The organism is Segatella copri (genome assembly GCF_949820605.1).
In the GTDB taxonomy this organism is placed as follows: Bacteria; Bacteroidota; Bacteroidia; order Bacteroidales; family Bacteroidaceae; genus Prevotella.
Window position 1 is genome coordinate 789348 of sequence record NZ_CATKVU010000006.1, and the last position, 26402, is coordinate 815749.

General features: G+C 50.5%; 22 protein-coding genes and 2 tRNA genes. 10 read left to right on the forward strand and 14 right to left on the reverse strand.

The window, feature by feature from the left end; all coding sequences use genetic code 11:
- Positions 1 to 2: 2 nt before the first annotated feature.
- From RCO84_RS04265 to lon, 6 genes are all read right to left on the reverse strand, one after another.
- Positions 3 to 1337, reverse strand: coding sequence for an NADP-specific glutamate dehydrogenase (locus tag RCO84_RS04265; protein ID WP_006847509.1), 1335 nt, complete (start codon positions 1335 to 1337; stop codon positions 3 to 5).
- A gap of 219 nt (positions 1338 to 1556) precedes the next feature.
- Complete coding sequence (locus RCO84_RS04270; protein ID WP_317584046.1) at positions 1557 to 2855, reverse strand: ComEC/Rec2 family competence protein; 1299 nt, start codon at positions 2853 to 2855, stop codon at positions 1557 to 1559.
- A gap of 37 nt (positions 2856 to 2892) precedes the next feature.
- Complete coding sequence (locus tag RCO84_RS04275) at positions 2893 to 4644, reverse strand: DEAD/DEAH box helicase (protein WP_317584047.1); 1752 nt, start codon at positions 4642 to 4644, stop codon at positions 2893 to 2895.
- 119 nt (positions 4645 to 4763) lie between these two features.
- Positions 4764 to 6005, reverse strand: coding sequence for an LptF/LptG family permease (locus RCO84_RS04280; RefSeq protein ID WP_264910183.1), 1242 nt, complete (start codon positions 6003 to 6005; stop codon positions 4764 to 4766).
- 13 nt (positions 6006 to 6018) lie between these two features.
- Positions 6019 to 7146, reverse strand: a complete 1128-nt coding sequence (gene tgt / locus RCO84_RS04285; protein ID WP_317584048.1) for a tRNA guanosine(34) transglycosylase Tgt — start codon at positions 7144 to 7146, stop codon at positions 6019 to 6021.
- Positions 7147 to 7148: 2 nt separating this feature from the next.
- Positions 7149 to 9614, reverse strand: coding sequence for an endopeptidase La (gene lon / locus RCO84_RS04290; RefSeq protein WP_287862256.1), 2466 nt, complete (start codon positions 9612 to 9614; stop codon positions 7149 to 7151).
- A gap of 224 nt (positions 9615 to 9838) precedes the next feature.
- Here lon and RCO84_RS04295 point away from each other — a divergent pair, with 224 nt between their 5' ends.
- The gene (locus tag RCO84_RS04295; protein WP_317584050.1) at positions 9839 to 10585 is read left to right on the forward strand and encodes a tRNA1(Val) (adenine(37)-N6)-methyltransferase; all 747 of its coding nucleotides are present in this window, start codon (positions 9839 to 9841) and stop codon (positions 10583 to 10585) included.
- A 110-nt stretch (positions 10586 to 10695) separates the two neighbouring features.
- Here RCO84_RS04295 and RCO84_RS04300 read toward each other — a convergent pair whose 3' ends face one another.
- The gene (locus RCO84_RS04300) at positions 10696 to 11736 is read right to left on the reverse strand and encodes a diacylglycerol/lipid kinase family protein (protein ID WP_264900312.1); all 1041 of its coding nucleotides are present in this window, start codon (positions 11734 to 11736) and stop codon (positions 10696 to 10698) included.
- A 193-nt stretch (positions 11737 to 11929) separates the two neighbouring features.
- Between RCO84_RS04300 and spt the strand changes: the two genes are divergently transcribed.
- The 7 genes from spt to RCO84_RS04335 all read left to right on the forward strand — a co-directional run bounded on the left by spt (position 11930) and on the right by RCO84_RS04335 (position 16878).
- Complete coding sequence (gene spt / locus RCO84_RS04305) at positions 11930 to 13120, forward strand: serine palmitoyltransferase (RefSeq protein ID WP_144155079.1); 1191 nt, start codon at positions 11930 to 11932, stop codon at positions 13118 to 13120.
- Positions 13121 to 13423: 303 nt separating this feature from the next.
- Positions 13424 to 13497, forward strand: a tRNA-Pro gene (locus RCO84_RS04310).
- Positions 13498 to 13537: 40 nt separating this feature from the next.
- Positions 13538 to 13611 (forward strand) — tRNA-Pro (locus RCO84_RS04315).
- Positions 13612 to 13737: 126 nt separating this feature from the next.
- Positions 13738 to 14304 carry a cytidylate kinase-like family protein gene (locus tag RCO84_RS04320; RefSeq protein WP_144153741.1) on the forward strand — a complete coding sequence of 189 codons (567 nt, stop codon included), beginning with the start codon at positions 13738 to 13740 and terminating at the stop codon, positions 14302 to 14304.
- A gap of 40 nt (positions 14305 to 14344) precedes the next feature.
- Positions 14345 to 14704 (forward strand): CidA/LrgA family protein, encoded by a 360-nt coding sequence (locus tag RCO84_RS04325; RefSeq protein ID WP_117728647.1) that lies wholly within the window; start codon positions 14345 to 14347, stop codon positions 14702 to 14704.
- On the forward strand, positions 14701 to 15393 hold the full coding sequence (locus RCO84_RS04330; protein ID WP_006849545.1) for an LrgB family protein: 693 nt from the start codon (positions 14701 to 14703) through the stop codon (positions 15391 to 15393). The genes RCO84_RS04325 and RCO84_RS04330 overlap by 4 nt, the downstream gene beginning before the upstream one ends.
- A 42-nt stretch (positions 15394 to 15435) precedes the next feature.
- Complete coding sequence (locus RCO84_RS04335) at positions 15436 to 16878, forward strand: right-handed parallel beta-helix repeat-containing protein (RefSeq protein ID WP_317584054.1); 1443 nt, start codon at positions 15436 to 15438, stop codon at positions 16876 to 16878.
- Positions 16879 to 16991: 113 nt separating this feature from the next.
- Here the strand turns inward: RCO84_RS04335 and RCO84_RS04340 are convergent, their stop codons facing one another.
- From RCO84_RS04340 to RCO84_RS04350, 3 genes are all read right to left on the reverse strand, one after another.
- Positions 16992 to 17474, reverse strand: a complete 483-nt coding sequence (locus RCO84_RS04340) for a cytidine deaminase (RefSeq protein ID WP_287820226.1) — start codon at positions 17472 to 17474, stop codon at positions 16992 to 16994.
- Between the two features lie 24 nt (positions 17475 to 17498).
- Positions 17499 to 18788: a M64 family metallopeptidase gene (locus tag RCO84_RS04345; RefSeq protein WP_317584056.1), complete on the reverse strand. Its 1290-nt coding sequence runs from the start codon at positions 18786 to 18788 to the stop codon at positions 17499 to 17501.
- Between the two features lie 95 nt (positions 18789 to 18883).
- On the reverse strand, positions 18884 to 19807 hold the full coding sequence (locus RCO84_RS04350) for a glucosaminidase domain-containing protein (protein WP_287593011.1): 924 nt from the start codon (positions 19805 to 19807) through the stop codon (positions 18884 to 18886).
- Between the two features lie 147 nt (positions 19808 to 19954).
- Here RCO84_RS04350 and RCO84_RS04355 point away from each other — a divergent pair, with 147 nt between their 5' ends.
- Positions 19955 to 20356: a 2-amino-4-hydroxy-6-hydroxymethyldihydropteridine diphosphokinase gene (locus tag RCO84_RS04355; protein WP_144153735.1), complete on the forward strand. Its 402-nt coding sequence runs from the start codon at positions 19955 to 19957 to the stop codon at positions 20354 to 20356.
- A 47-nt stretch (positions 20357 to 20403) separates the two neighbouring features.
- Here RCO84_RS04355 and nrdG read toward each other — a convergent pair whose 3' ends face one another.
- The 4 genes from nrdG to RCO84_RS04375 all read right to left on the reverse strand — a co-directional run bounded on the left by nrdG (position 20404) and on the right by RCO84_RS04375 (position 25874).
- A complete protein-coding gene (gene nrdG, locus RCO84_RS04360) occupies positions 20404 to 20919 on the reverse strand; it encodes an anaerobic ribonucleoside-triphosphate reductase activating protein (RefSeq protein WP_022121338.1) in 516 nt (171 codons plus the stop codon).
- A gap of 20 nt (positions 20920 to 20939) precedes the next feature.
- Complete coding sequence (locus tag RCO84_RS04365; protein ID WP_287842137.1) at positions 20940 to 23159, reverse strand: anaerobic ribonucleoside triphosphate reductase; 2220 nt, start codon at positions 23157 to 23159, stop codon at positions 20940 to 20942.
- Positions 23160 to 23528: 369 nt separating this feature from the next.
- The gene (gene coaW, locus RCO84_RS04370) at positions 23529 to 24362 is read right to left on the reverse strand and encodes a type II pantothenate kinase (protein WP_144153732.1); all 834 of its coding nucleotides are present in this window, start codon (positions 24360 to 24362) and stop codon (positions 23529 to 23531) included.
- 45 nt (positions 24363 to 24407) lie between these two features.
- Positions 24408 to 25874: an SLC13 family permease gene (locus tag RCO84_RS04375; RefSeq protein WP_317576874.1), complete on the reverse strand. Its 1467-nt coding sequence runs from the start codon at positions 25872 to 25874 to the stop codon at positions 24408 to 24410.
- A gap of 238 nt (positions 25875 to 26112) precedes the next feature.
- On the opposite strand from RCO84_RS04375, the gene RCO84_RS04380 reads away from it, so the two are divergent.
- A complete protein-coding gene (locus tag RCO84_RS04380) occupies positions 26113 to 26400 on the forward strand; it encodes a hypothetical protein (protein ID WP_264948611.1) in 288 nt (95 codons plus the stop codon).
- Positions 26401 to 26402: the final 2 nt, after the last annotated feature.

The following is a 26402-nucleotide window of genomic DNA, read 5'->3' on the forward strand; positions in this document are numbered from 1 at the left end:
CCTTATACAATGCCCTGAGCCATCATAGCCTTAGCTACCTTCAGGAAGCCGGCTACGTTTGCACCCTTTACGTAATTTACGTAACCGTCTGGCTCAGTACCATACTTCACGCAGTTTGCGTGAATATCGTTCATGATGTCGTGGAGCTTAGCATCAACCTCCTCACGAGACCACTTCAGACGCTCTGAGTTCTGGCTCATCTCAAGACCTGATACTGCAACACCACCTGCGTTGGCTGCCTTACCTGGAGAGTAGAGAATCTTAGCATCCTGGAATACCTTGATAGCCTCTGGAGTAGAAGGCATGTTTGCACCCTCGCTTACTGCGATTACGCCGTTGGCGATGAGAGCCTTGGCTGCCTCCTCGTTGATTTCGTTCTGAGTAGCTGATGGGAGAGCGATGTCTGCCTTCTCAAACCAAGGCTTAGCACCCGCAACATATTTTACACCATACTTCTCAGCATACTCCTTGATACGACCACGCTCTACGTTCTTGAGCTCCATGATGTAATCGAGCTTCTCGCGGTCGATTCCGTCTGGGTCGTAGATGTAACCGTCTGAATCTGAACATGTAACTGGCTTAGCACCCAACTGGAGCAACTTCTCCATAGTGTACTGCGCTACATTACCTGAACCTGAAACCAAAACAGTCTTGCCCTTGATGTCGATACCCTTGGTAGCGAGCATGTTGCAGAGGAAGTATACGTTACCGTAACCTGTTGCCTCAGGACGAATCAATGAACCGCCGAACTCCTGACCCTTACCGGTCAAGACGCCCTGGAACTGGTGTGTCAACTTCTTGTACATTCCGAAGAGGTAACCTACCTCGCGGCCACCTACACCGATGTCACCAGCTGGAACATCCTCGTCTGGACCCATGTGACGATAAAGCTCTGTCATGAAAGCCTGGCAGAAACGCATTACCTCGTTGTTGCTCTTGCCACGTGGAGAGAAGTCGGAACCACCCTTAGCACCACCCATTGGGAGAGTTGTAAGAGAGTTCTTGAATGTCTGCTCGAAAGCCAAGAACTTCAAAATACCCAAGTTTACTGACTTGTGGTAACGAAGACCTCCCTTGTAAGGGCCAATCGCGTTGTTGTGCTGTACGCGGTAACCCATGTTAGTCTGTACGTTGCCCTTATCATCTACCCAAGATACGCGGAACTGGATGATGCGGTCTGGAATGCAGAGACGCTCGATGAGGTTTGCCTTCTCAAACTCTGGGTGCTTGTTGTACTCTTCCTCGATAGTACCGAGAACCTGACTAACTGCCTGAATGTATTCAGGCTCATTTGGGAATCTTCTTTGGAGATTCGCGATGACTTCTGATGCTTTCATAATCTTTAATCTTTTATTGTGTTTAAATTCTTATTTTTTATTTCTGATTGCAAAGATACATGTTTTTCTCGAAAACACCAACAAAAAGAAAGAAAAAATGCAGAAAAAGTATAAAAAAGTTATTTTTTAACATTCTTAGCCTCGATTTGTAGCGCTTTTGTGTACGAACACCTTATTATATAAGAGACGTTTTTCGGGGTTTAAGCCTTTATCTCCGTTTTAGGGAATCTTGCATTCTGACGACTTCTGTTTATCTATCCTGCGCCATAGGGCATAAATGAGCAGGATGATAGCGTAGAGACCGATTACCTGAGGCAGACTGATTCTTACGTTTTCGATGCTTGCTCCAGGCAGCATGCTGATCAGTTTTATGGCTGTATTCAAAAACTGGGTGATGCTGGTCAGGGCGCCTGATGTAAGGCTGATGAGTGGGGCGACAACCGGTGCTATGGGCGCCCATAACGTGAGTGGGGAGAACAGGATTAATGCTGCTCCAAGATATAGGATGAGGGTTGCTGCGGGAATGGCGATGTAATTGGTGAGAAGTGAATAGCACGATATTCTGCCGAACGTGTAGACGATGACCGGAAGGGTTCCTATCTGGGCTGCCAGTGAAACGCAAAGGAGGCCCCATGCCCAACGGATGAAACGGCTGCGGATGGGGAGGAGGGTGTAAAGGGGTGTGAAGAACAGCAGGATGGAGGCTACTGCCAGGAACGAAAGCTGGAAACTCAACTCGAATAGATAGAGCGGACTGATGAAGAGCATAAATATATAAGCTGAGGCTAATGTGTTGAGCGGCAGACTGGTACGATGGAAAGCTAAACTTAAGCTGTAGGCTGAAAGCATGATGGCTGCGCGGACTGCACTTGCCGGCAATCCTATGAGAAAAACGTAGGTCCAGATGGAGATGAGGGACAGGATGATGGTGTAAACTGAGTACTTTCTGCCGCCTAGCAGAAAGATGAAAAGCTGAAAGATAATGCCTATATGAAGTCCGCTTACTGCCAAGATGTGACTGGCTCCGGAAATGGAGTAACTGTTTCGGGTGTTCGAGTCGAGTGCGCTCTTGTCGCCCAGCGCCATGGCTGCGATGACTGCATAGTCTTGCTGTTTTACGTGAAGGGAAACCAGTTTGCTTTCAATATTGCTTTTATAGCGTTCGGTATTGATTTTTGCCCGTGTGAGGTAAGGCAGTTCCTGCCAGTTTTTCAGTTGTGTAGAGGTTTGGGAATCAGCTATTTGCTTACAGGTAAGAAAAGCCCCAAGGCTCAGGATGCATAAATGAATCATCACGCATTGGGAGAAGATGAGAAACTGGTGGCTCATGCTGAAGTAAGCTTTTTGGCTTAAGAACTCAGTAAGGAAAAAGATGATGCTGCCAAGGGCGCATGAAATGATGGAGATGATGAGCCAGAAGCGCATATTGAAATCATCATAGCCCCATTTGGCTATGATGATTCCGATCGTCAGTGTGAGGCTGATGGTCATGAGCGGGGTGAGGGGTAGCTCTTTCATCGTTCCTCTTTCCTTTTTTAAAAAGATGATTGTTTACCTATTTCTTGAATCCGAAGATGCGCTTGATGAATTTCTTCACAGCGTTTTCTTTCTTCTGTGGATTTACGATAGGGGTGTGCTTACGTGCCGCCGGCTTGTCGCCCTTTTTCTGGGCTACGCCTCTGCCACGGCCGTTGCTGCCTGGACGAACATTGTTCTCGGTGCCTGGGCGCTGCTGGTTGCTGTTATTGCGGCGCTTCTGGCTGTTGCTGTTCTTTGGCTGCTCGCCTGGCTGGGCTGGCTTTCTGTTCTGCTGCTTTGCGTTCTGCTGCCTGTTACCCTGCTGTGGCTGCTGCTTTGCGTTCTGCTGCCTGTTACCTTGCTGAAGCTGCTGCTTTGCGTTCTGCTGCCTGTTACCTTGCTGAAGCTGCTGCTTTGCGTTCTGCTGCCTGTTACCTTGCTGAGACTGCTGCTCGTTGCTGCGTGGTGCTTTTTCCTGACGCTCGTTTGGTTTGTTCGGCTTGCGCTTGTGAGAAGTCTGGTCGCGGTCTTTCTGTCGGCGGTTCTTGGCGTTGTTCTTTCCGGCCTCGCCGTTTCTGCCGTTACCGCGTCTGTTGTTTCTTCCGTTTGCGCCTTTCTTCTTCGGCTTGTTGAGCTTGATGTATTCAGGACCTTCGCCGCATCCCTCAGGGAGAGGCATTTTGTCTACCACCTTCTCCAGGAACTTCTCTATCTGCTGGAACCAGTACTGGTCTTCTTCGCTCACGAAGGTGATGGCTCTACCATCGCGGTTGGCACGGGCTGTACGGCCTATGCGGTGAACGTAATCTTCTGTATCGTGAGGAACATCGTAATTGATGACCATCTCAATATCATCGATGTCGATTCCGCGCGCCACAATGTCGGTAGCTACGAGAACATCATACTGTCCGCTCTTGAACTTGAACATCACATCATCGCGCTCAGCCTGTTCCAGGTCGCTGTGCATGGCTCCGCAGTTTACTCCAATCTGCTGGAGGGAAGCTGCGAGTTGCTTCACCTTGAATTTACTGCCGCTGAAGACGATGACACGCTTCAGGTCGCCCGCCTTGAAGATGTCCTTGAGGATGGTCATCTTCTGGGTTTCGTAGCATACGTATGCTTCCTGCTTGATTTTCTCGGCTGGCTTGCTGACGGCAAGTTTGATTTCTACCGGATTCTTGAGCAGGGTCTTAGCCAGTTCTTCTATCTTCTCAGGCATGGTTGCCGAGAACATGATGGTCTGGCAGGTCTTTGGCAGTTTTGCCGCGATGGTCTTGATGTCGTCAGAGAAACCCATGTCGAGCATGCGGTCGGCCTCGTCGAGGATGAAGAAGCTTACCTTGCTGAGGTCTACATTGCCCAGAGAGATATGGGAGATGAGGCGGCCCGGGGTGGCGATGACTACATCGGCGCCCATGCGGAGGCTGCGCAACTCCTGATCGTAACGGTTGCCGTCGTTGCCGCCGTATACGGCTACGCTGCTCACGCCCTGCAGGTAATAGCCGAAGCCTTGCATCGCCTGGTCTATCTGCTGGGCGAGCTCGCGGGTTGGTGACATGATGACGCAGTTGATGGCGTCTTTAGGATAACCGCCGTCATCGAGCTTGCTCAATACTGGGAGCAGATAGGCTGCGGTTTTGCCGGTTCCGGTCTGGGCTACACCCAAGACATCGTGACCTTCTAATATCTCTGGAATGCACTTTTCCTGTACTGGAGTGCATGTGTCGAAGCGCATGTCATATAATGCGTCGAGCACGTTGTCGTTTAAATCTAATTCGTCGAAATACATTTTTTTTAATGTTGAATGTTGAATGTTGAATGTTGACTTTTTCCCTCAAAATCCAATTTTTTAATGTTGACTTTTTCCCTCAAAATCCAATTACCGGGTTATGATAACCGGTTCTGATTTTACCTCGGTGCCTTGCGGTAGCAGAAGTAGGCTACGATGGCGAAGAGGAAGTTTGGAAGCCACGCTGCCAGAACAGGCGGAAAGTTGGCCTGGATGGCGAAGGTGGCAGAAACCGTCTGCAGCATGATGTAGCCGAAACTCAGTGCAAGTCCTACGCCCAATGCTGCTCCCATGCCGCCCTTGCGCTTGCGGGCTGAGAGGGAGACGCCGATGATGGTGAGGATGAATGAGGCGAAGGAAGAGGCGATGCGCTTGTGGTATTCTACCTCGTACTGCACTACGTTGCCCGAACCGCGGTTGATCTGCTTGGAGATGTAATCGCGGAGCTCAGGACTGGTGAAGGTTTCCTGCTGACCCTTGGAATAGACCAGGTCGGTAGGTTCCATCATGATGGTGGTGTCCTTCTGGGCTCCGCTCGTAATATGCTCCTTCATGCCCTGGAGCTTGCGGATTTTCCAGTTGCTCAGTTGCCAGTGATACTTGCTGTCGGAAATGGTGTCGTACTGGATTTCCATCGCTGTAAGGTGGCTTACGAGTTTCTTGTCCTGGAACTTGTCGAGACAGAATCCGTAGCCGCGTTTCATGCTGTTGTCGTAATGCTGCATATAGGCAATCACTCCCTTGTCTACCTGCAGCTGTACATTCTCGGCACTGGTATTCTTCTTCTTATTCTTGTACATCGTCTCGAAGTTCTGCCTGATAACGGTTCCGTGGGGAATGACGTAGGCTGAGAGCCCGAAGGAGAGGGCTGAGAGCAGCACGCAGGTAATCATGTATGGGCGAAGGAGACGCTTGAAGGATACTCCCGACGCCAGGATAGCGATGATTTCGGAATTGCTTGCCAGCTTAGTGGTGAAGAGAATGACCGCCACGAACACGAACAGCGCACTGAAGAGGTTGGCAAAATAGGGCACGAAGTTGGCGTAGTAATCGAAGATGATTGCGCGCGCCGGTGCATGGTGCTCTGTGAATTTTGACAGGTTCTCGTTGAAGTCGAAGACGATGGCAATGGAGATGATCAGGGCGATGGAGAAGAAATAGTAGCCCAGAAACTTCTTGATAATGTACCAGTCGAGCTTCTTGATGTACCTGAACGGGTTGAGAAACCTAAATATGCGCAGGAACCGGAGCTTGTGAGCCAGCCAGCGCACAGCCCTGATGAGCCACCCGAACTTGCGGGAAGCCCATCGGCGGGTGCGGTAGAGCCGGCGGTGTTTTCTTATTTTCTTAAAATCTTTCATGATGCTTGCTTACTTAAATTCTTCGGCCAAGCTGGTCGATGATGGAATTCTTCCATGCCACGAAATCGCCCTGCTCGATATGATGGCGGGCATCGGTCACGAGGCGCAGATAGAAAGAGAGGTTGTGGATGCTGGCTATCTGCATCGCCAGCAACTCCTGTGCCTTGAAGAGGTGGTGGAGGTAGGCCTTCGTGGTAACGAGGTCGATGTCGCAGCCGTCTGGATCTACCGGACTGAAATCTTTCTCCCACTTCTTGTTGCGCATGTTCATCGTGCCCTGATAGGTGAAGAGCATGGCGTTGCGGCCGTTGCGGGTCGGCATTACGCAGTCGAACATGTCTACGCCGCGCTCGATGGCTTCGAGGATGTTCTGCGGGGTTCCTACGCCCATCAGATATCTCGGCTTGTCTTTCGGCAGGATTTCGTTCACTACTTCTATCATCTCATACATCACCTCGGTAGGCTCTCCTACGGCAAGTCCGCCGATGGCATTTCCGTCGGCTCCCTTGTCGGCAATGTATTTGGCTGCTTCGCGGCGCAGGTCCGGGAAGGTGCAGCCCTGAACGATAGGGAAGAGGCTCTGCTGATAGCCGTAGAGGGGCTCGGTTTCGTTGAACCGCTTGATGCAGCGGTCTAGCCAGCGCTGGGTGAGTATGAGGCTGTTCTTGGCGTACTGGTAATCGCTCTGTCCCGGTGGACATTCATCGAAGGCCATCATGATGTCGGCTCCGATGACGCGCTCGGTGTCCATCACGTTCTCCGGTGTGAAGAAGTGCTTGCTGCCGTCGATGTGGGAGCGGAACTCGCAGCCTTCTTCCTTGAGCTTGCGGATGCCGGTGAGCGAGAAGACCTGGAAGCCGCCGCTGTCGGTGAGGATAGGACGGTCCCAGCCGTTGAACTTGTGCAAGCCGCCTGCTGCCCTGATGACGTCAAGACCTGGGCGCAGGTAGAGGTGATAGGTGTTTCCGAGGATAATCTGTGCCATGACCTGCTTCTTGAGTTCCTCGAAGTGGACGCCCTTCACGCTTCCTACGGTTCCTACGGGCATGAAGATTGGGGTCTTGATCTGTCCGTGGTCGGTGGTGATGATGCCTGTACGCGCATCGCTTGCTTTATCTGTTACTTGTAATTCAAATTTCATTTTTATTCTTTTTTATCATTTTCCTCAATGCTGAAGTCTGTCGGGTTTTTCACCTTCTCGTCGGTCAGCGCGAACTGCCAGACGTCAGCCACATTCTCTACATAGTGGAAGTCTACGCCCTTGAGATATTTCTCCGGTATTTCCTCTACGTTCTTCTGGTTCTCCCTGCACATCACGATGTGCTTGATTCCTGCCCGCTTGGCTGCCAGAATCTTCTCCTTGATTCCGCCTACCGGGAGCACTTTGCCGCGGAGGGTTATCTCGCCGGTCATGGCTGTATTGGCACGCACCTTGCGCTGGGTGATGGCTGAGGCGATGCTGGTGGCGATGGTGATTCCGGCAGAAGGACCGTCTTTCGGGGTGGCTCCCTCAGGCACGTGGATGTGGATGTTCCACTGCTCGAAGATGCGGTAGTCTACCTGGAGCAGGTCGATGTGCGACTTGACGTATTCCAGTGCGATAATGGCCGATTCCTTCATCACGTCGCCCAGATTTCCGGTCAGGGTGAGCTTGCCAGCCTTGCCCTTGCTGAGCGAGGTTTCGATGTAGAGGATTTCGCCGCCCACTGAGGTCCAGGCCAGTCCGGTTACCACTCCTGCATAGTCGTTGCCCTGGTAGATGTCGCGGTTGAACGGCGGATTGCCCAGCAGGTCTTTTACTTCGGCAGGGGTGATGGTGTAGTTCTTCAGCTCCTGGTTGCAGGCCAGTTTGTAAGCCATCTTGCGCAGACTCTTGTCAATCTGTTTCTTCAGCTGTCTTACGCCGCTCTCCCGGGTGTAGTGCTCGATGATGAACTCGAGGGCATTCTTGTTGAAGCTTACCTTCGGCGAAACCTTGTCGAGTCCGGTGCTTTCCAGCTCTTCCGGTACGAGATGGCGCTTGGCAATCTCTGTCTTCTCTTCGGTGATGTAGCCGCCTACTTCTATCAGCTCCATACGGTCGAGGAGCGGACGCGGAATGACGCTCAGGTCATTGGCTGTGGCGATGAAGAGCACCTTGGAGAGGTCGTAATCCATATCGAGATAATTGTCGTGGAAGGCATTGTTCTGTTCCGGGTCCAGCACTTCGAGCAGGGCTGATGCAGGGTCGCCGTTGAAATTGCTCTGCGCCACCTTGTCAATCTCGTCGAGGATGAAGACCGGATTGCTGCTGCCTGCCTTCAGCATGTTCTTGATGATGCGGCCCGGCATGGCTCCCACATAGGTGCGGCGGTGACCGCGGATTTCGGCTTCATCGTGCAGACCGCCCAGCGACATGCGTACATACTTGCGCTTCATGGCTGCTGCGATGCTCTTGCCCAGACTGGTCTTTCCTACGCCCGGAGGACCGTAGAGGCAGAGGATAGGACTCTTGCCGCCGCCGTTCAGTGCTCTTACGGCGAGGAATTCCAGGATGCGCTCCTTCACATTCTCCATGCCGTAGTGGTCGTGGTTCAGAATGCGCTTGGCACGGGTCAGACTGAGGTCGTCCTGGGTGTAGGAGTTCCAAGGCAAATCTACCATGGTCTGCAGGAATCCTATCTGTATCGAATAGTCAGGACTTTGCGGGTTCAGGGTGTCGAGCTTGGCAATTTCTTTCTTGAAAATCTTGGCTGTCTCTTCGCTCCAGTTCTTCAGTTTCGCCTTCTCCAGAATCTCCTTCTTCTCCGGACTGGCGTTGCCTTCTCCCAGTTCTTCCCTGATGTTCTTGATTTGCTGCTTGAGGAAGTATTCCTTCTGCTGTTCATCGAGGTCGTAGTGGGTTTTGTTCTCAATCTCAGTCTGGATGCGTAGCAGATGGCGCACCTTGTTCAGGGATCTGATGGCAATCATGATGCGCTCGCTGAGATTTTCCTCTTTCAGCATCTTGATTTTATCCTCGATGGAGAAAGGGAGGAGGGAGCACATGAAGTTGCACTGCATGTGAATGCTCGAGAGTTCGTTGATGGCCTGGATGGCCTCATCAGTATAGTTGGCGCTTGATTTGATATAGTCTGTCGCTTCGTAATGGAAGTTCTCGTAGAGCATTCTGAAGAGTTCATCGTTGTTCTCGTCAGGCCATTTCTCCGGAAGACTTTTTACATCAATTACCGTGTAAGGCTCTTTTTGAACGAGATGTTTCATCTGACATCTGCCCAGACCCTGGATGATGATGCTCATCTGCTCTGTGCCAGGCATCTTGATCACCTTAATGAGTTTGGCGAAGACACCTACAGGGTAGAGGTCTTCTTCGTAGGGCGATTCTGTATCTTTGTTCTTCTGGCAGAATACACAGAATATGGTGTCTGGTTTCTTTTCCAGCATCCGGACGAGATTCAGACTTTCTTTTCTACCCACAACGATAGGGGTCATGTTGGTAGGGAAAACTACAATATCTCGCATGCAGAGGGTAGGGTACAAGCCTTCTTCCTGGTCTTCGATCAGGGTTTTCGGGTCGCCCTCGTAGTCTGCAATCATTTGTATTCGGGTACTTGTTCTTCTATTATCCATTTTGTTATGATTTCTATTTTCCGTGCAAAGGTACTCATTTTTTGTGAAATATCGTGGAAGATGATAGATTATTTAATAATAAAAGTGCTTTTTCTATATATTAGTACCCGTTTTTATAGATGTGGGTAGCTGCTTTTTGCAGGTAGAAGCGTCAATTTCTGCTGTTTGCGATAAAATAAATCGGCGGCGCATTCGTTTTCTTCTGTAAAGAGACAGAAGAATTTATGGGTAATTTTCGATTTAAACAGTTTGAGATAGAGCAAGACCGTTGTGCCATGAAAGTGGGAACTGACGGCGTTTTGCTGGGTGCATGGGCGCAAGGTGGCAGGCGGATTCTGGACATTGGTTCCGGAACGGGACTGATTTCGCTCATGATGGCGCAGCGTTTTCCTGAAGCTGAGGTAGTGGGGATTGATATGGATGCTGATGCCTGCGGACAGGCGAGGGAGAATGTGATGGCAAGTCCGTTTCGCGGCAGGGTGGAAATAGAATGCTGCAGACTGCAGGATTTCGGGGGAGCCGGTGTTTCGAAAACTGCTGAGGCTTTGGAAACTGCTGAAGGTTTGAAGGCTGCCGGTGTTTTTGATGCGATAGTGAGCAATCCTCCGTTCTTTGTAGATAGCTTGAAAAATCCGGACAGTAAGAGGACGATGGCGAGACATACGGACAGTCTTCCGTTTCGCGATTTGTTTGCGGGTGTAAAACGGCTGCTTTCTGATGACGGTATTTTCTCTGCAATTGTTCCCGTAGAAGTAGTGGAGCAGTTTGTTGCAGAGTCTTGTATATTAGGTTTTTATCTTATACGGAAGTGTGGTGTAAAGACGGTAGAGCGCAAGCAGCCAAAGCGCTTTATGCTGAGTTTTGCAAAGCATCGCATTTCGCCTTATGAAGAGCATGTTGAAACGATGATGGATTCGCAGGGAAACCGCTCGGAATGGTATAGGAAAATAACGGAAGAATTCTACCTTTGAGGAATGTTGAATGTTGAGTGTTGAATGTTGAATGAACACTCCCTCTAAATTCAACACTCAACATTCAACACTCAACATTCAACACTCAACATTCAACACTCAACATTCCCTTAAAGGTTCAGCTTCTTCTGTACCAGTTTGCTGATAGCTTCTACTCTTTTGCTCTGGCGCTGGATGTCTTTATGAATATCATCGCGCACGGCATTGATGTCGTTGAAGAAATCGGCAAAGGCAGACTGAATCATGTTCGGCTTGCGGTCGTTCTTGTTGGCAAATGGGTTCACCACCATCTTGATTCCCTTTTCTTCCAGGTGAACATCAATCTCTGCACCCGTCATCACAGGGTCGCCATCATAATGGATTAAGCCTGGCTGACTGCGAGTGATATGGAGCTTCTTGCATCGGAACGACTTGATCTTCGAGTTCTTGTCCAATGTTTTGTTGAACATGTCGAAACTTACCTGAGGCGCCTCGATTACATCGAATGGTTCCATGATGACGACATCCATCAAACCGTCGCTCATGGATGCTTGAGGGGCAATATAGGCATTGTTGCCATACTGAGATGCGTTGGCACAGGAAATGAGGAACGCCTTATATTGTTTGGTGCCCGTCTCGTCCTCCAGAGTGTAAGTCTCAGGCTTATACTTCAATCCCTCGCGCAGGATATTTTCAGCATAAGTGATAGGACCGCGCTTGCCGCTCTCGGCAAACTTCATGCTGACGAAAGCGTCAAAGCCCATGCCGCAGGTGCAGAAGAACGGGTGGTCGTTGATGACACCATAATCCAGATCTCTAATCTGGCATTGGTTGATGACCTCTATGCATTTCTTCAGGTTCATCGGGAGCAGCAGATGTCTCGCCAGTCCGTTGCCCGAACCGCAAGGCAGAATGCCGAGGGCAGTATCGGAGTGAACCAGTGAGCGGGCCACCTCGTTGACGGTTCCGTCACCACCAACCGCCACAACTACATCTACATGGTTGTTCTTCGCTTCGGTAGCAATTTCCGAAGCGTGCCCAGCTCTTTCAGTCATTCTTATCTCGTACTCAAAAAGCTCTTTGTCCAAAACAGAATCTATCAGACTGGGAACTGCTGCCTTGCTGGCTGTTCCTGAAATCGGATTCATGATGAAAAGTATCTTTTTCTTCATTATATAGTCAAGAGTTTGTAAAATTTAGGCTGCAAAAGTAATAAAAATACCCAAAATAACAAGAAATATCGATTAAAAAAACTATAAAAGTAAACTTTCTTATAAAAAAAGCCGTTTATTGAGTTCTTTTTTGTATCTTTGCACCCTGAAACTTAGAAAAGTATAAAAAAGAAATAAAGTACACCTATTAATAATGGGACAATTACAAGAAAGATACAAGAATTATCGTGAACCTCAGAAGTATATGGCTGCCGGTGTGTATCCATATTTCCGCGAGATCACAAGTAAGCAGATGACAGAGGTAACCGACATCGATGGTCATAAAATCCTGATGTTCGGTTCTAATGCTTATCAGGGTTTGACTAACGACCAGCGTGTTATTGATGCAGCAAAGGCTGCGCTCGACAAGTATGGTTCTGGTTGTGCAGGAAGCCGTTTCCTCAATGGTACGCTCGATTTGCACGTGCAGCTCGAAAAGGAGCTTGCTGAGTTTATTGGCAAGGATGAAACTTTGTGTTTCTCTACAGGATTCTCTGTAAACCAGGGTGTCTTGGCTTGCGTAGTAGGTCGTAACGACTATATTATCTGCGATGACCGCGACCATGCAAGTATCGTAGATGGCCGCCGCCTCTCATTCGCTACCCAGCTCCACTACAAGCACAACGATATGGAAGATTTGGAGCGCGTGCTCTCTAAGCTCCCTGAGGAGGCTATCAAGCTCATCGTTGTTGACGGTGTGTTCTCTATGGAGGGCGACCTGGCTAACTTGCCTGAAATCGTTAAGCTCAAGCATAAGTACAACTGCTCTATCATGGTAGACGAGGCTCATGGCCTTGGCGTATTCGGCAAGCAGGGTCGTGGTGTATGCGACCACTTCGGTCTGACCGACGAGGTAGACCTCATCATGGGTACATTCTCTAAGAGTCTGGCTTCTATCGGTGGTTTCATCGCATCAGACAAGGATACGATCAACTTCCTCCGTCACAACTGCCGTACTTACATCTTCAGCGCCTCTAACACTCCAGCTGCCACAGCAGCAGCTCTCGAGGCTCTCCACATCATTCAGAATGAGCCAGAGCGTTTCGAGAATCTCTGGGATGTAACCAACTATGCCTTGAAGCGTTTCCGCGAGGAAGGTTTCGAGATTGGCGAGACAGAGAGTCCTATCATTCCTCTCTACGTACGCGATGCTGAGAAGACATTCGTTGTTACCAAGATGGCTTACGATGCAGGTGTGTTCATCAACCCTGTTATTCCTCCAGCTTGTGCTCCTCAGGATACATTGGTACGTTTCGCACTCATGGCTACTCATACAAGAAAGCAGGTTGAGCAGGCTGTCCAGATCTTGAAGAAGATTTTCGTAGAAGAGGGAATCATCAAGTAAAATCAGATTTGCCGGTCTTCTCGGTTTGACAGATTCGGGCAGTCGGTTTCTGATTTAAAAGTTCAGCAAGTATGGTTGCGGTTCTTTGCCGCTACTATATATAATAAGGTATAAGGGCAATTCCGGATAGGGGTTGCCCTTATTTTGTGCCCGGTTTTCAAGGATTTTGCATCTAAATGCATATTTTTTTGAAAAAAGTTAGGGAAAAATTTGGTGGAATCGAAAAAATGTAGTACCTTTGCACTCGCAATTCAGAAATGATGCTTAAAGCAATGCTTAAGAGGTATCGTAGAGATGAGTAAGCGGGGTGTAGCGCAGCCCGGTAGCGCTCCTGTTTTGGGAACAGGTGGTCGCAGGTTCGAATCCTGTCGCCCCGACTCTATTTTTCTCTCACTCAAACCTTTAGCAAAGCATAAGCGGGGTGTAGCGCAGCCCGGTAGCGCTCCTGTTTTGGGAACAGGTGGTCGCAGGTTCGAATCCTGTCGCCCCGACACAAGAAAGCTAAGAAGAGTCAAATCTTCTTAGCTTTTTTGCTATATAAAACTCCCGCTCTGGATGGGCTGGAGGGGGATAACGGAACAGAGTAATTATTATATACGTTTTAATTTTATAGAATCATGATTATAACGATAGCGCGCCAGTGTGGATGTGGCGCTATTCGCGTGGGCAAGCTGCTCGCCGAAAAGTATGGTATTCCTTTTTATACCCGTAAAAATATGATGGAAATGGCTGAACAGAGAGGAGTGCTCGACGAGATGGAGGCTTTCTTCGATGAGCGGCCGGTAGATGAACTGCTCTTCTCGATGTCGTCGCTTGGCGAAACGCGGAGGGCGCTGACAGAAAAACCGCTCCGTACACTTGCCGATATGATAGGCGATGAAGACTGTATCATCATCGGCCGTTGCGGAAACTATATCTTCCGCGAGCGCAAGGACTTGATTTCTGTTTTCCTGAGCGGCAATCTGGAGGCTCGCATCAAGGATATTCAGGAGGAGAAGGGCTTTTCGTATGAGGAAGCTGAGGAGTTTGTGGAGCACACCGAGGATTGCAGAGTGGCTTATCATAAGTATTATACAGGCCTTACCTGGGGAAATGCCGATGATTATGACATCTGCCTGGATACTGTGCGCCTGGGTGTAGAAGAGACAGCAAGCCTCATTGAGCAGTATGTTAGCTTGATTTAGATTCAAAGGTTCAAAGTTTCAAGGTTTAAAGTAATTCAACATGAAGTTTTTAATTCAATTTTTGATAATCATAGCGTTCTCCTTTGCTGGGGAATTGCTCCATTTTTTGCTGCCATTGCCTATTCCGGCAAGCATCTATGGCATCATCCTGCTCTTCCTTGCGCTGGAAACAAAACTGATCAAGGTGAAGCATATCCGCGAAACCAGCAGTTTCCTCATTGCCATCATGCCCGTGATGTTTATTCCGGCTGCCGTAGGACTGATTGATTCTTATCAGGATATCGGTAATGCATGGTTCCAGTATATCGTAGTTACGGTGGTCAGCACCTTCGTCGTGATGGGTGCTTCGGGCTGGATTACGCAGTTGGTAATCAGAAAAGGAAAGGAGGCGAAGAAATGAACCAGTTGTTCCAGGATTCTGTCTTCTTCGGCGTTCTCATCAGTCTGGCTGCCTACGGCATAGGCATGCTGCTGAAGCTGAAGACGGGATGGTCGCTGATGAACCCGCTGCTCATCTCCATCATCCTCGTCATCATCACGCTCCTGCTGACGGGCGTAGATTACAAGACCTATTCGGCGGGCGCCAACAGCATCAGCTATCTGCTCACACCAGCCACCATCTGTCTGGCTGTGCCACTTTATCAGCAGGTTGAGCTTCTGAAGAAGAATTATCGGGCTGTACTGATCGGCATCGTTTCGGGCGTGCTGGCGAGTCTCTGCTCCGTGCTCATTCTCGCCCTCATCTTCCATTTCGACCATGCGTCCTACGTTACCTTCCTGCCTAAGAGCATCACTACCGCCATCGGTATCGGCGTTTCTGAGGAGTTGGGCGGTCATGTTTCGGTTTCGGTGGTTGTCATCATCGTAACGGGTGTGCTGGGCAACATCTTTGCCGAGAAGTTCCTGAAGCTTCTCTCCATCAAAGAGCCTATTGCCAAAGGTATTGCCATCGGCTGTTCTGCCCATGCACTGGGTACGGCAAAGGCGATGGAAATGGGTACCATAGAGGGAGCCATGAGCAGCTTGAGCATCGTGGTTTGCGGTGTGATGACGGTTGTAGGCTCATCCATCTTTGCTCTGTTTATGTAGAGGCAGATACAATAATATTTCCCTTTTTCCGTTTTTATAGATATGAAACGGAAAAAGGGATTTTTGTATATAATGGGTGTAGGGATGGCGATGAGCGCCCTGCTTGCCAGTTGTGCCGACGATGAGAGTTTCTCAACGTCGAGGGGAGATGTGCTCTCGTTTTCGGTAGATACGCTGAAGATGGACACCACCTTCTCGAATGTGCCTACGCCTACCCGAAGCTTCTGGGTTTACAACCGTACGGGCAAGGCTCTGCGCTGCCAGTCGGTGCGTCTGGAAAATGGTAACCAGAAGGGCTATAGGGTGAATGTTGACGGATCTTATCTGGGCAGCGAAGCGGGATTCCAGACGCAGAATGTGGAGATCAGAAAGGGTGACAGCATACGCGTGTTCGTAGAATTGACTTCGGCGATGCAGAACAGCGAAAAGCCGCAGCTGGTGAGCGACAACCTGGTGTTTGCGCTGGAAAGTGGCGTGGAACAGAAGGTGAATCTGAGGGCGTTTTCATGGGATGCGATGAAACTCAATTCGCTCGAGGTGAAGGAAGACAAGCTTCTGGAGAGCACGCTGCCGGTAGTGGTTTATGGGGGAATCAAGGTTGATGAGGCGGCTACGCTGACCATTGCTCCGGGCACCCAACTCTATTTCCACGAGAATGCGGGTTTGCAGGTGTTCGGGTCGCTGAAGATTGAGGGCGAAAAGGACAGGGAAGTGGTGATGCGGGGCGACCGGCTGGACCACATGTTCGATTATCTGCCTTATGACCGCACACCGGGACAATGGCAGGGCATCAGACTGATGTCTTCGGCTCATGACTGCAGGATTTCGTTTGCTGATATTCATAGTGCCTACGATGCCGTGATGATAGAAGCGGGCGATGCTACGAAGCAGAAACTGCTCATCGAGAATGCTACGATTCATAACAGTCAGGGCTACGGTGTGAGGATTGATTCTGCCAAGGTGCAGATTTATAACTCGCAGATAACCAACTGTCTGAAGCATCCGCTCTATGTTGAGGGTGGAGATGTTGAGGTAAACGGCTGCACCATAGCCCAGTTCTATCCGTTTGACGGGCGCCGCGAGTCAGCCATCGGTTTTGCCTCTCCGCTGCCTCGTTTCGAGGTGAGAAATTCGCTCGTAACGGGCTATCATGATGATGAGGTGGTCTGGGAGGCTCCGAAAGAGGAGGATGCCTTCAATTTCCTCTTCGACCATTGTGTGTTGCGCACGGAGAAGCTGGAGACGGACGACAGTCTGAAGTTCACCCATGTGGTTTATGAGGACATCAAGGATACGACGGTGTTTGCCGAGAAGCATTTCCGCCTTTTCGACACCGACAATCTGAAGTATGATTTCCATCTGCGCAAGGAGTCAGCAGCAATAGGAAAGGCAGATGCCGAAACCCTGCCTGCAACCGATCGTGATGGTTTGCCGAGAAAGAAAGAGCAGCCTGCTGCAGGATGCTTTGAATATAGGGAGGAATAATGAGTATAAGGAGGAATAAGAAGAAAGCCCTACAGGAAAGTCTGCATGATGCAAACTTCCTGTAGGGCTTTTTCTTATATCCTGAGCCCTTTTTTAAAGTGGGCTCTGTAATCTTATTCCTTCATGTTCGAATCTACGAAGCAGAAGGGGAGAAGGTCTTTGATGCTGTCGAAGCAGTAGGTGCCGTTCTCGCCATAGAGCAGGATGCGTACGGGGCGCTGGTAGCGGTCTTCCATCTCCAGTATCACCTGGCGGCAGGCTCCGCATGGCGAGATAGGCGACTTGAGGAAGCCGTTGCCGTTTCTCGCTGCTATGGCGAGTGCCAGGATAGGCTGGTCGGGATAGTTGCTCTGGGCACCGAAGATGGCGCTGCGCTCGGCACAGAGTCCCGACGGGAAGGCGGCGTTCTCCTGGTTGGCTCCAATCACTATTCTGCCGTCGCCTAGCAGCAGGGCTGCTCCCACATAGAAGTGGCTGTAGTTAGCATACGCATTGCTGGTGGCAGCCTTCGCCCTGTTTACGAGCTCCTGCTCCTGCTGGCTCAACTCTGAGAGCTGAGCCACCATGTATCTGATGTTTAGGTTTTGCTCTTTCATAGATATAATTTTTTTATGATTTCTTTATTTCGTGTAGAAGTCGATGATGTCCTGCAGCGCCTTCTTGCATACCGGGCAGAATTCCGGCGTTTCGTTGATGCGCATACGGCAGTCCTGCACACCGCGGTAAACGCCCTTCAAGCTGTATCCGGCACCTTCGAAGACACCCACCTTGCTCACCGCCTCCTTCTCTTTCTTTGAGAGCGGAGTAGGAATCTTGGTCTTCTTGTTTATCATGTTCTCCCATTTTCCGTGGAAATCGGCAAGGGTAGTGATGTTCTTCTCCCAAGGCTCTACATCGTGAGGATACATCGGTATCTGCTCCTGCTCGTAGGCGTATTCATCGGCAAGTCCGGCAAAGGAATGGCCAAACTCATGCACCACTACCGGCTTGAACCATTTCTGGTGGCAGGTGGTGAGATTGTATGAATTGAGGATGCCGCCACCGCCATACTTATCCGAATTTACCAGCACGATGATGTGCTCGTAAGGGGTACCTGCCAGCCAGTTGTGCAGGTCTTTGAGATGCAGGGTGGTAAGGTAGCGGTCGCTGTAGAAGGTGTCGAAATGAGAGCTGAGGGCGGTCTCGTGCCAGATGCCCTGGGCTGGGATGCTAGGTCCGCTCTGCTTGGATGGCGATTTTACGGCTACGATGTTGAAGCGGTCTCTCATGCTCTTGAAGGGTTCGTGGGCGAAGATGGCCTCTGTAGCCTCCTGCGCATCTTTCAGGAAGACAGGCATCTCAGCATCGGTATAGCCTTCAGCCACGTATGCGATGTGGATGCATCGGGTGGTGTCGGCAGCCTGCTGCAGGGTGACGTATGGTGTAGGCTTGTTGCCTTTCTGATGAATCAGAATGTCCTTCGGCGCTACCTGGTGGGTGAGCGTGGTGGTTATCTCGCGGCGGTTGTTGCGCAGGTCGAGGGTGATGTCTACGGTATCTTTCGGCATGGGAACGAGGAATACGTTCTCGAAACTCTGCGTGTTCTTCTCTGCCTCTGGATAGGAGAGCCATTCCTGGAAGAGGGTGGAGAAGGAGTTGCGGTAGATGATTTTGCCCGAGCGGTGGTCGCGTACGGTTATCTGTCCGTTGCCCTCTACCGGAAGTTCGGCCAGTCGCTGCCGTTTGCCGTACCAGCGTGGCATTACGTTGAGTTCGTCTACGGCTATCATCTGCTGCTTCTGGTTGCCGGCAAAGGTATAGTCTACCCGCAGCGTCTTGTCTGTGAAATAGTCGTCAAAGTTTTGCGCCTTTATGGTGCCGGGCGCCATCAGCATCGCCATGGTGGCGAGGGATAATATCATTCTCTTCATTGTATTTTCATTTTAAATTCACATTCACATTCACATTTCTCACCGAATCACCAAGTGACCGAATCACTAATCACTAAAAAATAATCACTAATCATTTATCTCACCCTCAGCCGTGTTCCTACGCTTACCGGGATGTTAGGGTCGAGATGATTCATCTTGTAGAGTTTCTCCAGTCGGATGCCATACTTCTGCGAGATGGTGTACATGCTTTCGCCCGGCTGTATCACGTGAGGGCGCTTCTTATACTGCTTAGGTGCCTTGGAGCGTTTCTTCTTCAGATAGATGATGTCGCCCTTGTGCAGCACGGCGTGCTTGTCGCGCTCGTTGTAGCGAGCCAGTTTGCGCCAGCTGATGCCCACCTCCTTGCCTATGCTCTTGAAGGTATCGCCTTCGCGGGCATAGAGATAGTAATTCTTGTTGAAGATATGGATAGGGTGCAGCAATCCTTCGGCGTTTACAGGCTGGTCGGTACCGCTGTGGGTAGCCATGAAGCGGTCGTAGCGCTTGGCCTTGTCATACTCGTTGAGCTTGTAGAGCTCTATGATCTGTATCAGCTTGCTGGCATACTGCGGATTGGTGGCGTAGCCGCAGGCTTTCAGTCCGCGAGCCCATCCCTTGTAGTCGTGCTGCGGGAGTTCGAAGAGGCGTGCGTAGCGTGGCTGGCGCGCCAGAAACTTGCTGTGGTCTTCGTAGCTGTCTCTTGCGTCCTGGTATACGCGGAAGCATTCGCCCCGGGCATCATCGTCGTGGTACTGGGTTGGTCCCGTCCAGTTGTGACATTTGATGCCGAAGTGGTTGTTGCCCTGGCGTACGAGGTCGCTCCTTCCTGCCGCACTCTCAAACAGTCCCTGGGCTAGGGTGATGCTGGCTGGAATGCGGTAACGGAGCATCTGCTCGATGGCAAGATCCTTATACTGGTTGATATATGTCTGATAGGACTGGTTCCACTTCAGCTGTGCGCCCATCGGGAGGCAGCAGAGCAGAGCGAGCCCTAAAATGTTTGCTTTTAGATGATTCATTCTGCAAAAATATAAAAAAAAACGGATAAATCGCGGTTTATTACAAAATTTTTAATATCTTTGCACAAAATATGACATACAAATGCAGGGGCTATCTGTCTTTTCTGAGAGAAACTGACTTGTTTTGTAGAAATAAAGATTTTAATAATGAAAACTCGTACAAAAGTAATTATAGCTATCGGCTCTAACAGAAATCAGGAGGAGAATGTGTTGAAGGCACATGAACATCTGAGATGTATGTTCAAGAACAGCCTCTTCGGTCCGCGCATGTGGACTGAGCCTATCGGACTGGAGAATTCAGACAAGTTTCTGAATCAGGTGATGTCGGGGGAGACCATCTGCTCTAAGAAGTCTGTGCTTGCCGCGCTGCGGAGTGTGGAGCAGAGATGCGGACGCAGAATCCGTGGTCCTTATCGTAAGGTAGATGTTCCGCTGGATCTCGACCTTCTGCTCTATGGCGATGAGAAATTGCACGAGAGCGAGTGGGAGCGTGATTATATCAAGAGTTCTATCAGCTACCTCGAAGAGAAGGATGCTAAGAGAGAATGATTTTGGCATGGAAAAAGAAACGGGAAACCCGAATCTGGTATGTAGATTTACAATACCGGATTCGGGTTTTCTGTTGTAAGATTGAGTTCTATCACTCTTCCTTCTTTCAGCGACTTCTGCACGTTGATGATGCGCTGGTTGCTGCTGCCCCTGAAGAAGAGGTCTTCATCGCGCAATGCCTGTACGAAGGGGCCGTCTACCAATACATCGATTTGGCGGAGGAGTTCCAACTGCTCGGGATTCTTCACGAGGTTTTCGAAGAGATAGCCCGTAAAGCACCAGATGCTCTTGCTGCTCTGCTCCCTGATGGCACGCGCCAGCTCGGCAAAGCCCTTTGCCTGAAACATAGGGTCGCCGCCCGAGAAGGTGACATTGGCGAAGGGGTCGCTCATGATTTCCTTCATCAGCTCGTCGGTAGAGGTCATCGTGCCGTGGCTGATGTCCCACGACTGCGGATTATGGCAGCCCGGACAATGGTTGGGGCATCCCGCACAGTAAATGGATGTGCGGAAGCCCGGACCGTCTACCATCGTATCATGTACGATGCTTAATACGCTAATCATTAATCACTAATCATTAGTCACTACTTTGCCCCTCCGATATGGGTTACTCGGTCGTGGAGCTCGGCAAGCTTGCCACTGTTCCAGCGGTCTGTAGTACCTACCAGATAACCGGTGATGCGCTGCAGCTTGTCTATGTGGTGGCTGCCGCACTTAGGACAAACCTCGAGGTGGGCGTCAGCATTCTCGTAGCCGCAGTCGAGACAGCGGTTGCGGTTGTGGTTTACTGAGCCGTAACCCATGTTGTACTTATCCATCATGTCTACCACGCTCTCGATAACAGAAGGGTTGTGGGTAGCATCGCCGTCAATCTCTACATAGAAGATGTGGCCGCCACGGGTCAGGTCGTGGTATGGAGCCTCGACCTGTGCCTTCTTCAGGGCTGTACACTTATAGTATACAGGCACGTGGTTAGAGTTGGTATAATAGTCGCGGTCTGTAATGCCAGGGATGACGCCAAACTGCTTTCTGTCCTTCTTAGTGAACTTACCGCTCAATCCCTCGGCTGGAGTAGCCAGGATAGAGTAGTTGTGATGATACTGCTCGCTGAACTCGTTGGCACGGTCGCGCATGTAGGTAACAATCTTCAGTCCCAGCTCCTGTGCCTTCTCGCTCTCGCCGTGGTGCTTGCCGATGAGGGCAACCAGGCATTCTGCCAATCCGATGAAGCCGATACCCAGGGTTCCGTGGTTGATGACGCTCTCGATGGTCTCTTCCGGCTTCAGGTTTTCTGCGCCTACCCAGAGATACTTCATGAGCAGAGGGAACTGCTTGGCCATCGCCGTCTTCTGGAACTGGAAGCGCTCGTCGAGCTGCTTGGCTGTGATGTCGAGGATATTGTCGAGCTTGGCAAAGAACATGTCGATGCGCTGCTTTTCGTCTTCGATGCCCATGCACTCGATGGCGAGCTTCACGATGTTGATGGTAGAGAAGCTCAGGTTACCGCGGGCGATGCTGGTCTTCTCGCCCCAGCGGTCTTCGAACACGCGGGTACGGCAACCCATGGTTGCAATCTCCCACTTGTAGCGCTCCGGATCATCAGCACGCCACTTCTCGTTCTGGTTGAAGGTGGCGTCGAGGTTCAGGAAGTTAGGGAAGAAACGGCGGGCTGTTACCTTGCAAGCCAGCTTGTAGAGGTCGTAGTTTCTGTCCTCAGGCAGATAGTTTACGCCTCTCTTCTTCTTCCATATCTGGATAGGGAAGATGGCTGTTTCGCCATTGCCTACGCCCTGATAGGTGCTCTGCAGGATTTCGCGCATGATGCAGCGGCCCTCGGCGCTGGTATCGGTACCGTAGTTGATGCTTGAGAATACTACCTGGTTACCGCCGCGGCTGTGGATGGTGTTCATGTTGTGGATGAATGCCTCCATCGCCTGATGCACGCGGTTCACGGTCTTGTTGATGGCGTGCTGCTCCAGGCGTTCGCGGCCCTGCAATCCATCGAGCGGCTTCTCTATGTAGTCGTCGATTGGCGCATCATAGAGGTTGCTCAGGTCTTCGCCTGTCAGCTTCTCCAGGTTCTTCACCTCTTCCTGGTACGACATGCGTACGTATGGAGCCAGATAGAAGTCGAAGGCTGGGATGGCCTGACCGCCGTGCATCTCGTTCTGGCAGGTCTCGAGAGAGATACAAGCCAGCACGGCTGCGGTCTCGATGCGCTTGGCAGGACGGCTTGAACCGTGACCGGCTGTGAAACCGTGGTTCAGAATCACGTCGAGCGGATGCTGCACGCAGGTGAGACTCTTTGTTGGGTAATAGTCCTTATCGTGAATATGTATATAGTTGTGCATGACGGCGTCGCGTACATCCTCAGAGAGGAGGTAGTCGTCGACGAATGGTTTAGTGGTTTCTGAAGCGAACTTCATCATCATGCCGGCTGGTGTGTCGGCATTCATGTTGGCGTTTTCACGGGTGATGTCGTTGTTCTTGGCATTGACAATGCTCATGAATACGTCGCGTGTCTTCGCCTTGCGGGCGATGTTACGCTGGTTACGGTATGCGATATACTTCTGGGCAACATCTTTGCGGGCACTCTTCATGAGCTCCATCTCGATGGCGTCCTGAATGGCCTCAACGCTCATCTGGCTCTTGCCGCGATAAGAGATGTGGTCGGTTATCTGCTCGATAAGAGTGGTATCTTCACCCTTGTCGGTGTGCAACATGGCCTTGCGAATGGCTGCCATGATTTTCTGTTCGTTGAATCCAACGATGCGTCCGTCACGCTTTACTACTGTCTGGATCATTTTAGTATTACTTTTACGATTAATATTTAAATTACTTAGTATTAAGTCATTATGACTTGAAGAGGTAGATATGTACCTCATTTTGATATTGCAAAGGTATAAAATATTTCTGAAAGTAATTGCTTTTGGACAACTTTTTTATCGTTAAAAAACATTAAGTCGCTGATAATCAGGCGAAAACAAAAAAGTTTTGGGAAACTTTGACAAATTTCTGTTTTCCGAAACGTTTAAGTTGTTATCTATCAGCGTGTTGCGTATTTTGTGCGCTTGTGTGCGTTTTTTCCTTGTTGTCTGTGTGCCGTGGCAGGGGGTGGAAATGAAAATCGCCGCAACGCCCGTGTATAGGGCATTGCGGCGATTCGGGGGTGATTATTTTGCTTGTCGCTTATAGTCGAGCGCAGCTCCGATGGCGGTGCAGAATTCCGAGTATTTCGGTATTCTGAACCTCACTCCGTAGAGTTTCTCCATGGCTGGGAACACCTCGCGGCATTGCGGCAGCAGGGTGAGGTTGCCGATGAGCACGAAATCCTTGATGCCCGATTCGAGCGATGAGAGGATGGTAGCCGAACCTATCGACTGCAGCACCATCCAGATGAGTCCCATGGCGATGTCTTCGCGCGAAGCGTTGGCCTTGGCGTTGCTGAAGAGCGATGCGGTGGCGTTCATCGGGAGTCCGGGCAGAGGCTTGGCGCTGATGTCGCCTATCAGCAGGTTTATCTTGCTCACGTCGCCGTCCTTGGCCAGGTTGATAATCTGCTTGATGTCATCGGTCTTGAGCATGATGCGGCTCAGTCCTGCCAGGGTTCCGCCGCCTATGCCGATGCCTCCGATGTGCCTTATCTCGTTGTCATCGCATTTTACGAGCGATGTACCGGTTCCCATGCTCACCACGATCATGCGGTCGAGCTTGCTCTCGTATCGGGCACCCAGTCCGTCGGCCACGAACTCCTCGCTCTTCGAGGTAGGCAGTCCGTAGATGGGCTCGTCGATATAGGCTGAACCTACGCCTGTGAGCATCACCTGTTCTACATCGTTCAGCGCAATCTTGTTGTCGTGAAGATACTTGCCGAAGGCTCCGTAGAGCGAGGTGATAGGGTCGGTGGCCTTGATGCGGATGGGGCTTACCACCATGCCGCTTTCATCGATGCCCACAATCTTGGTCGTAGAGATGCCTACGTCGATTCCTATAACAATCTTTTTCATTCCTTTATATATATAATAATGTGTATTTTCGCAGATGATGCCCCTCTAGAGCACACCCATCTTGCAGAAGGTGATGAGCACGGCGTAGCCCACTATCATGCTCAGGATGCCCACCGTGAGTCCTGCCTTCACCATGTCGGTCTGCTGGATGAGGCCGGTAGAGTAGGCGATGGCGTTAGGAGGAGTTGAGATAGGCAGCGACATGGCGCAGCTGGCCGATACCGCTACTCCGATGAGGATGGTAGAGGTGCCGCCGATGGTGTTGAGCTTGTCGCCCATGCCGGCGCATACCACCGTAAGGATAGGGATGAGCAGGGCGGCGGTGGCGGTGTTGGAGATGAAGTTACTCAGGATGAAGCATACCAGTCCGGATACGATCATGATGACCAGCGGATTGAATTCTGCAAACGGAATGCTCTTTACGGCTGCCTCGGCCAGACCGGTGCCGTTCATCGCCAATCCGAGGGCGAATCCGCCTGCCACCATCCAGATGACAGCCCAGTCAATCTCCTTCAGGTCCTTGGCTGTAACCACTCCCGTAAGGGCGAATACGGCGATAGGAAGCATGGCCACGGTGTTGGCGTTGATGCCCAGCTGCTTGCCGAATACCCAGAGCACGATGGTTGCAAGGAAGGTGACTGCCACTACCGTGGTGCGCCAGTTGTGCTGCATGTTGCCCTCGATGTTGAGCTCGATGGTCTTGGCAGAGAACGGGAACATCTTGCGGATGATGACCCATGCCATCAGGAGCATGATGAGCACCATAGGGGCCATGATCAGCATCCAGTCGCCGAAGCTGATGCCCAGGTTCAGTCCTGCAGGGTCGTTCAGCACCTTGAAGGCGAAGGCGTTAGGAGGGGTTCCGATAGGGGTACCCATACCGCCCAGGTTGGCTCCGATAGGTATGGCCATGGTGAGCGCCACGCGGCCCTTGCCCGAAGGCGGCAATGATTTGAACACCGGTGTGAGGAAGGTGAGCATCATGGCGGCGGTGGCTGTATTTGAGATGAACATCGAGAAGATGCCGGTGATGAGCATGAAGCCCAGCAGTACGTTCTCAGAACGCTTGCCGAATGGCGCAATCAGGGCCTTCGCCATCATCACGTCGAGTCCGCTCTTGGTAGCGGCTATGGCGAGTACGAAACCGCCCAGGAAGAGGATGATGGTAGGGTCGGCGAAGCACGCCATCACACCCTGATAGTCGAGCAGCTTGCCCATCTCTGCCTCCGAGCCTTGCATGATCTTAAAGGCGGAGTCGCTGACGAAGAACAGCAGCACGAAGATAATCACTACGCTGGTAGCCCATGCCGGTATGGCCTCGGTGAGCCAGAGCATCACGGCCATGACGAAGATGGCGATGACGCGCTGCTGCACAATGGTGAGCCCGTCGATGCCAAAGCTGTCGATGGGCAGGTTCCAGACGATAACGGTAAGCAGAGCCGTTATAAGAAACAGCAATGCTTTCTTGCGATTAAAATCGCCATTCAATACTTTCTTTACAGTTTCTTGCATTATCTTTCTGTCTTAAGGATTATTTTCTTGCAAAAATACGTGTTTTTTTTGTATTTAGCAAGTTTTTTTGCAGAAATAGTGAAAAAAATGCCGAAAAATGTTGTTGTTTCAAGAAAAAATGCTATATTTGCAGTGGATTTGCCGATAACGGCTATCGGTGATTCTGAAAACTTGGAGCACCCGGAAGGGTGATTCAGCGAACCTGATATTGTCTAATCAATTAAAAGGAGATAATGAAATGAACAAGTCTGTAGTATTTATCATCATCCTGCTCGTGATAGTTCTATCTATCATCGTATCGCAGTACTTCCACAAGCGCCACCATGAATATAAGATGGCGGACATCGAGAAGGCTATCCGCAAGGCTTATCCTAAGGGTATAGGCTCGATAAGCAAGGAAGAACTGGTAACAGCTGTGAAGAAATACTTCCACTGTTCGGCGAAGGAGGCTCATTATATAATAGGTGTAGCCCGCCGCAAGAAGCTGGTTGATATCGCTGCAGACTATGTTACTATCATGTTTTGAAA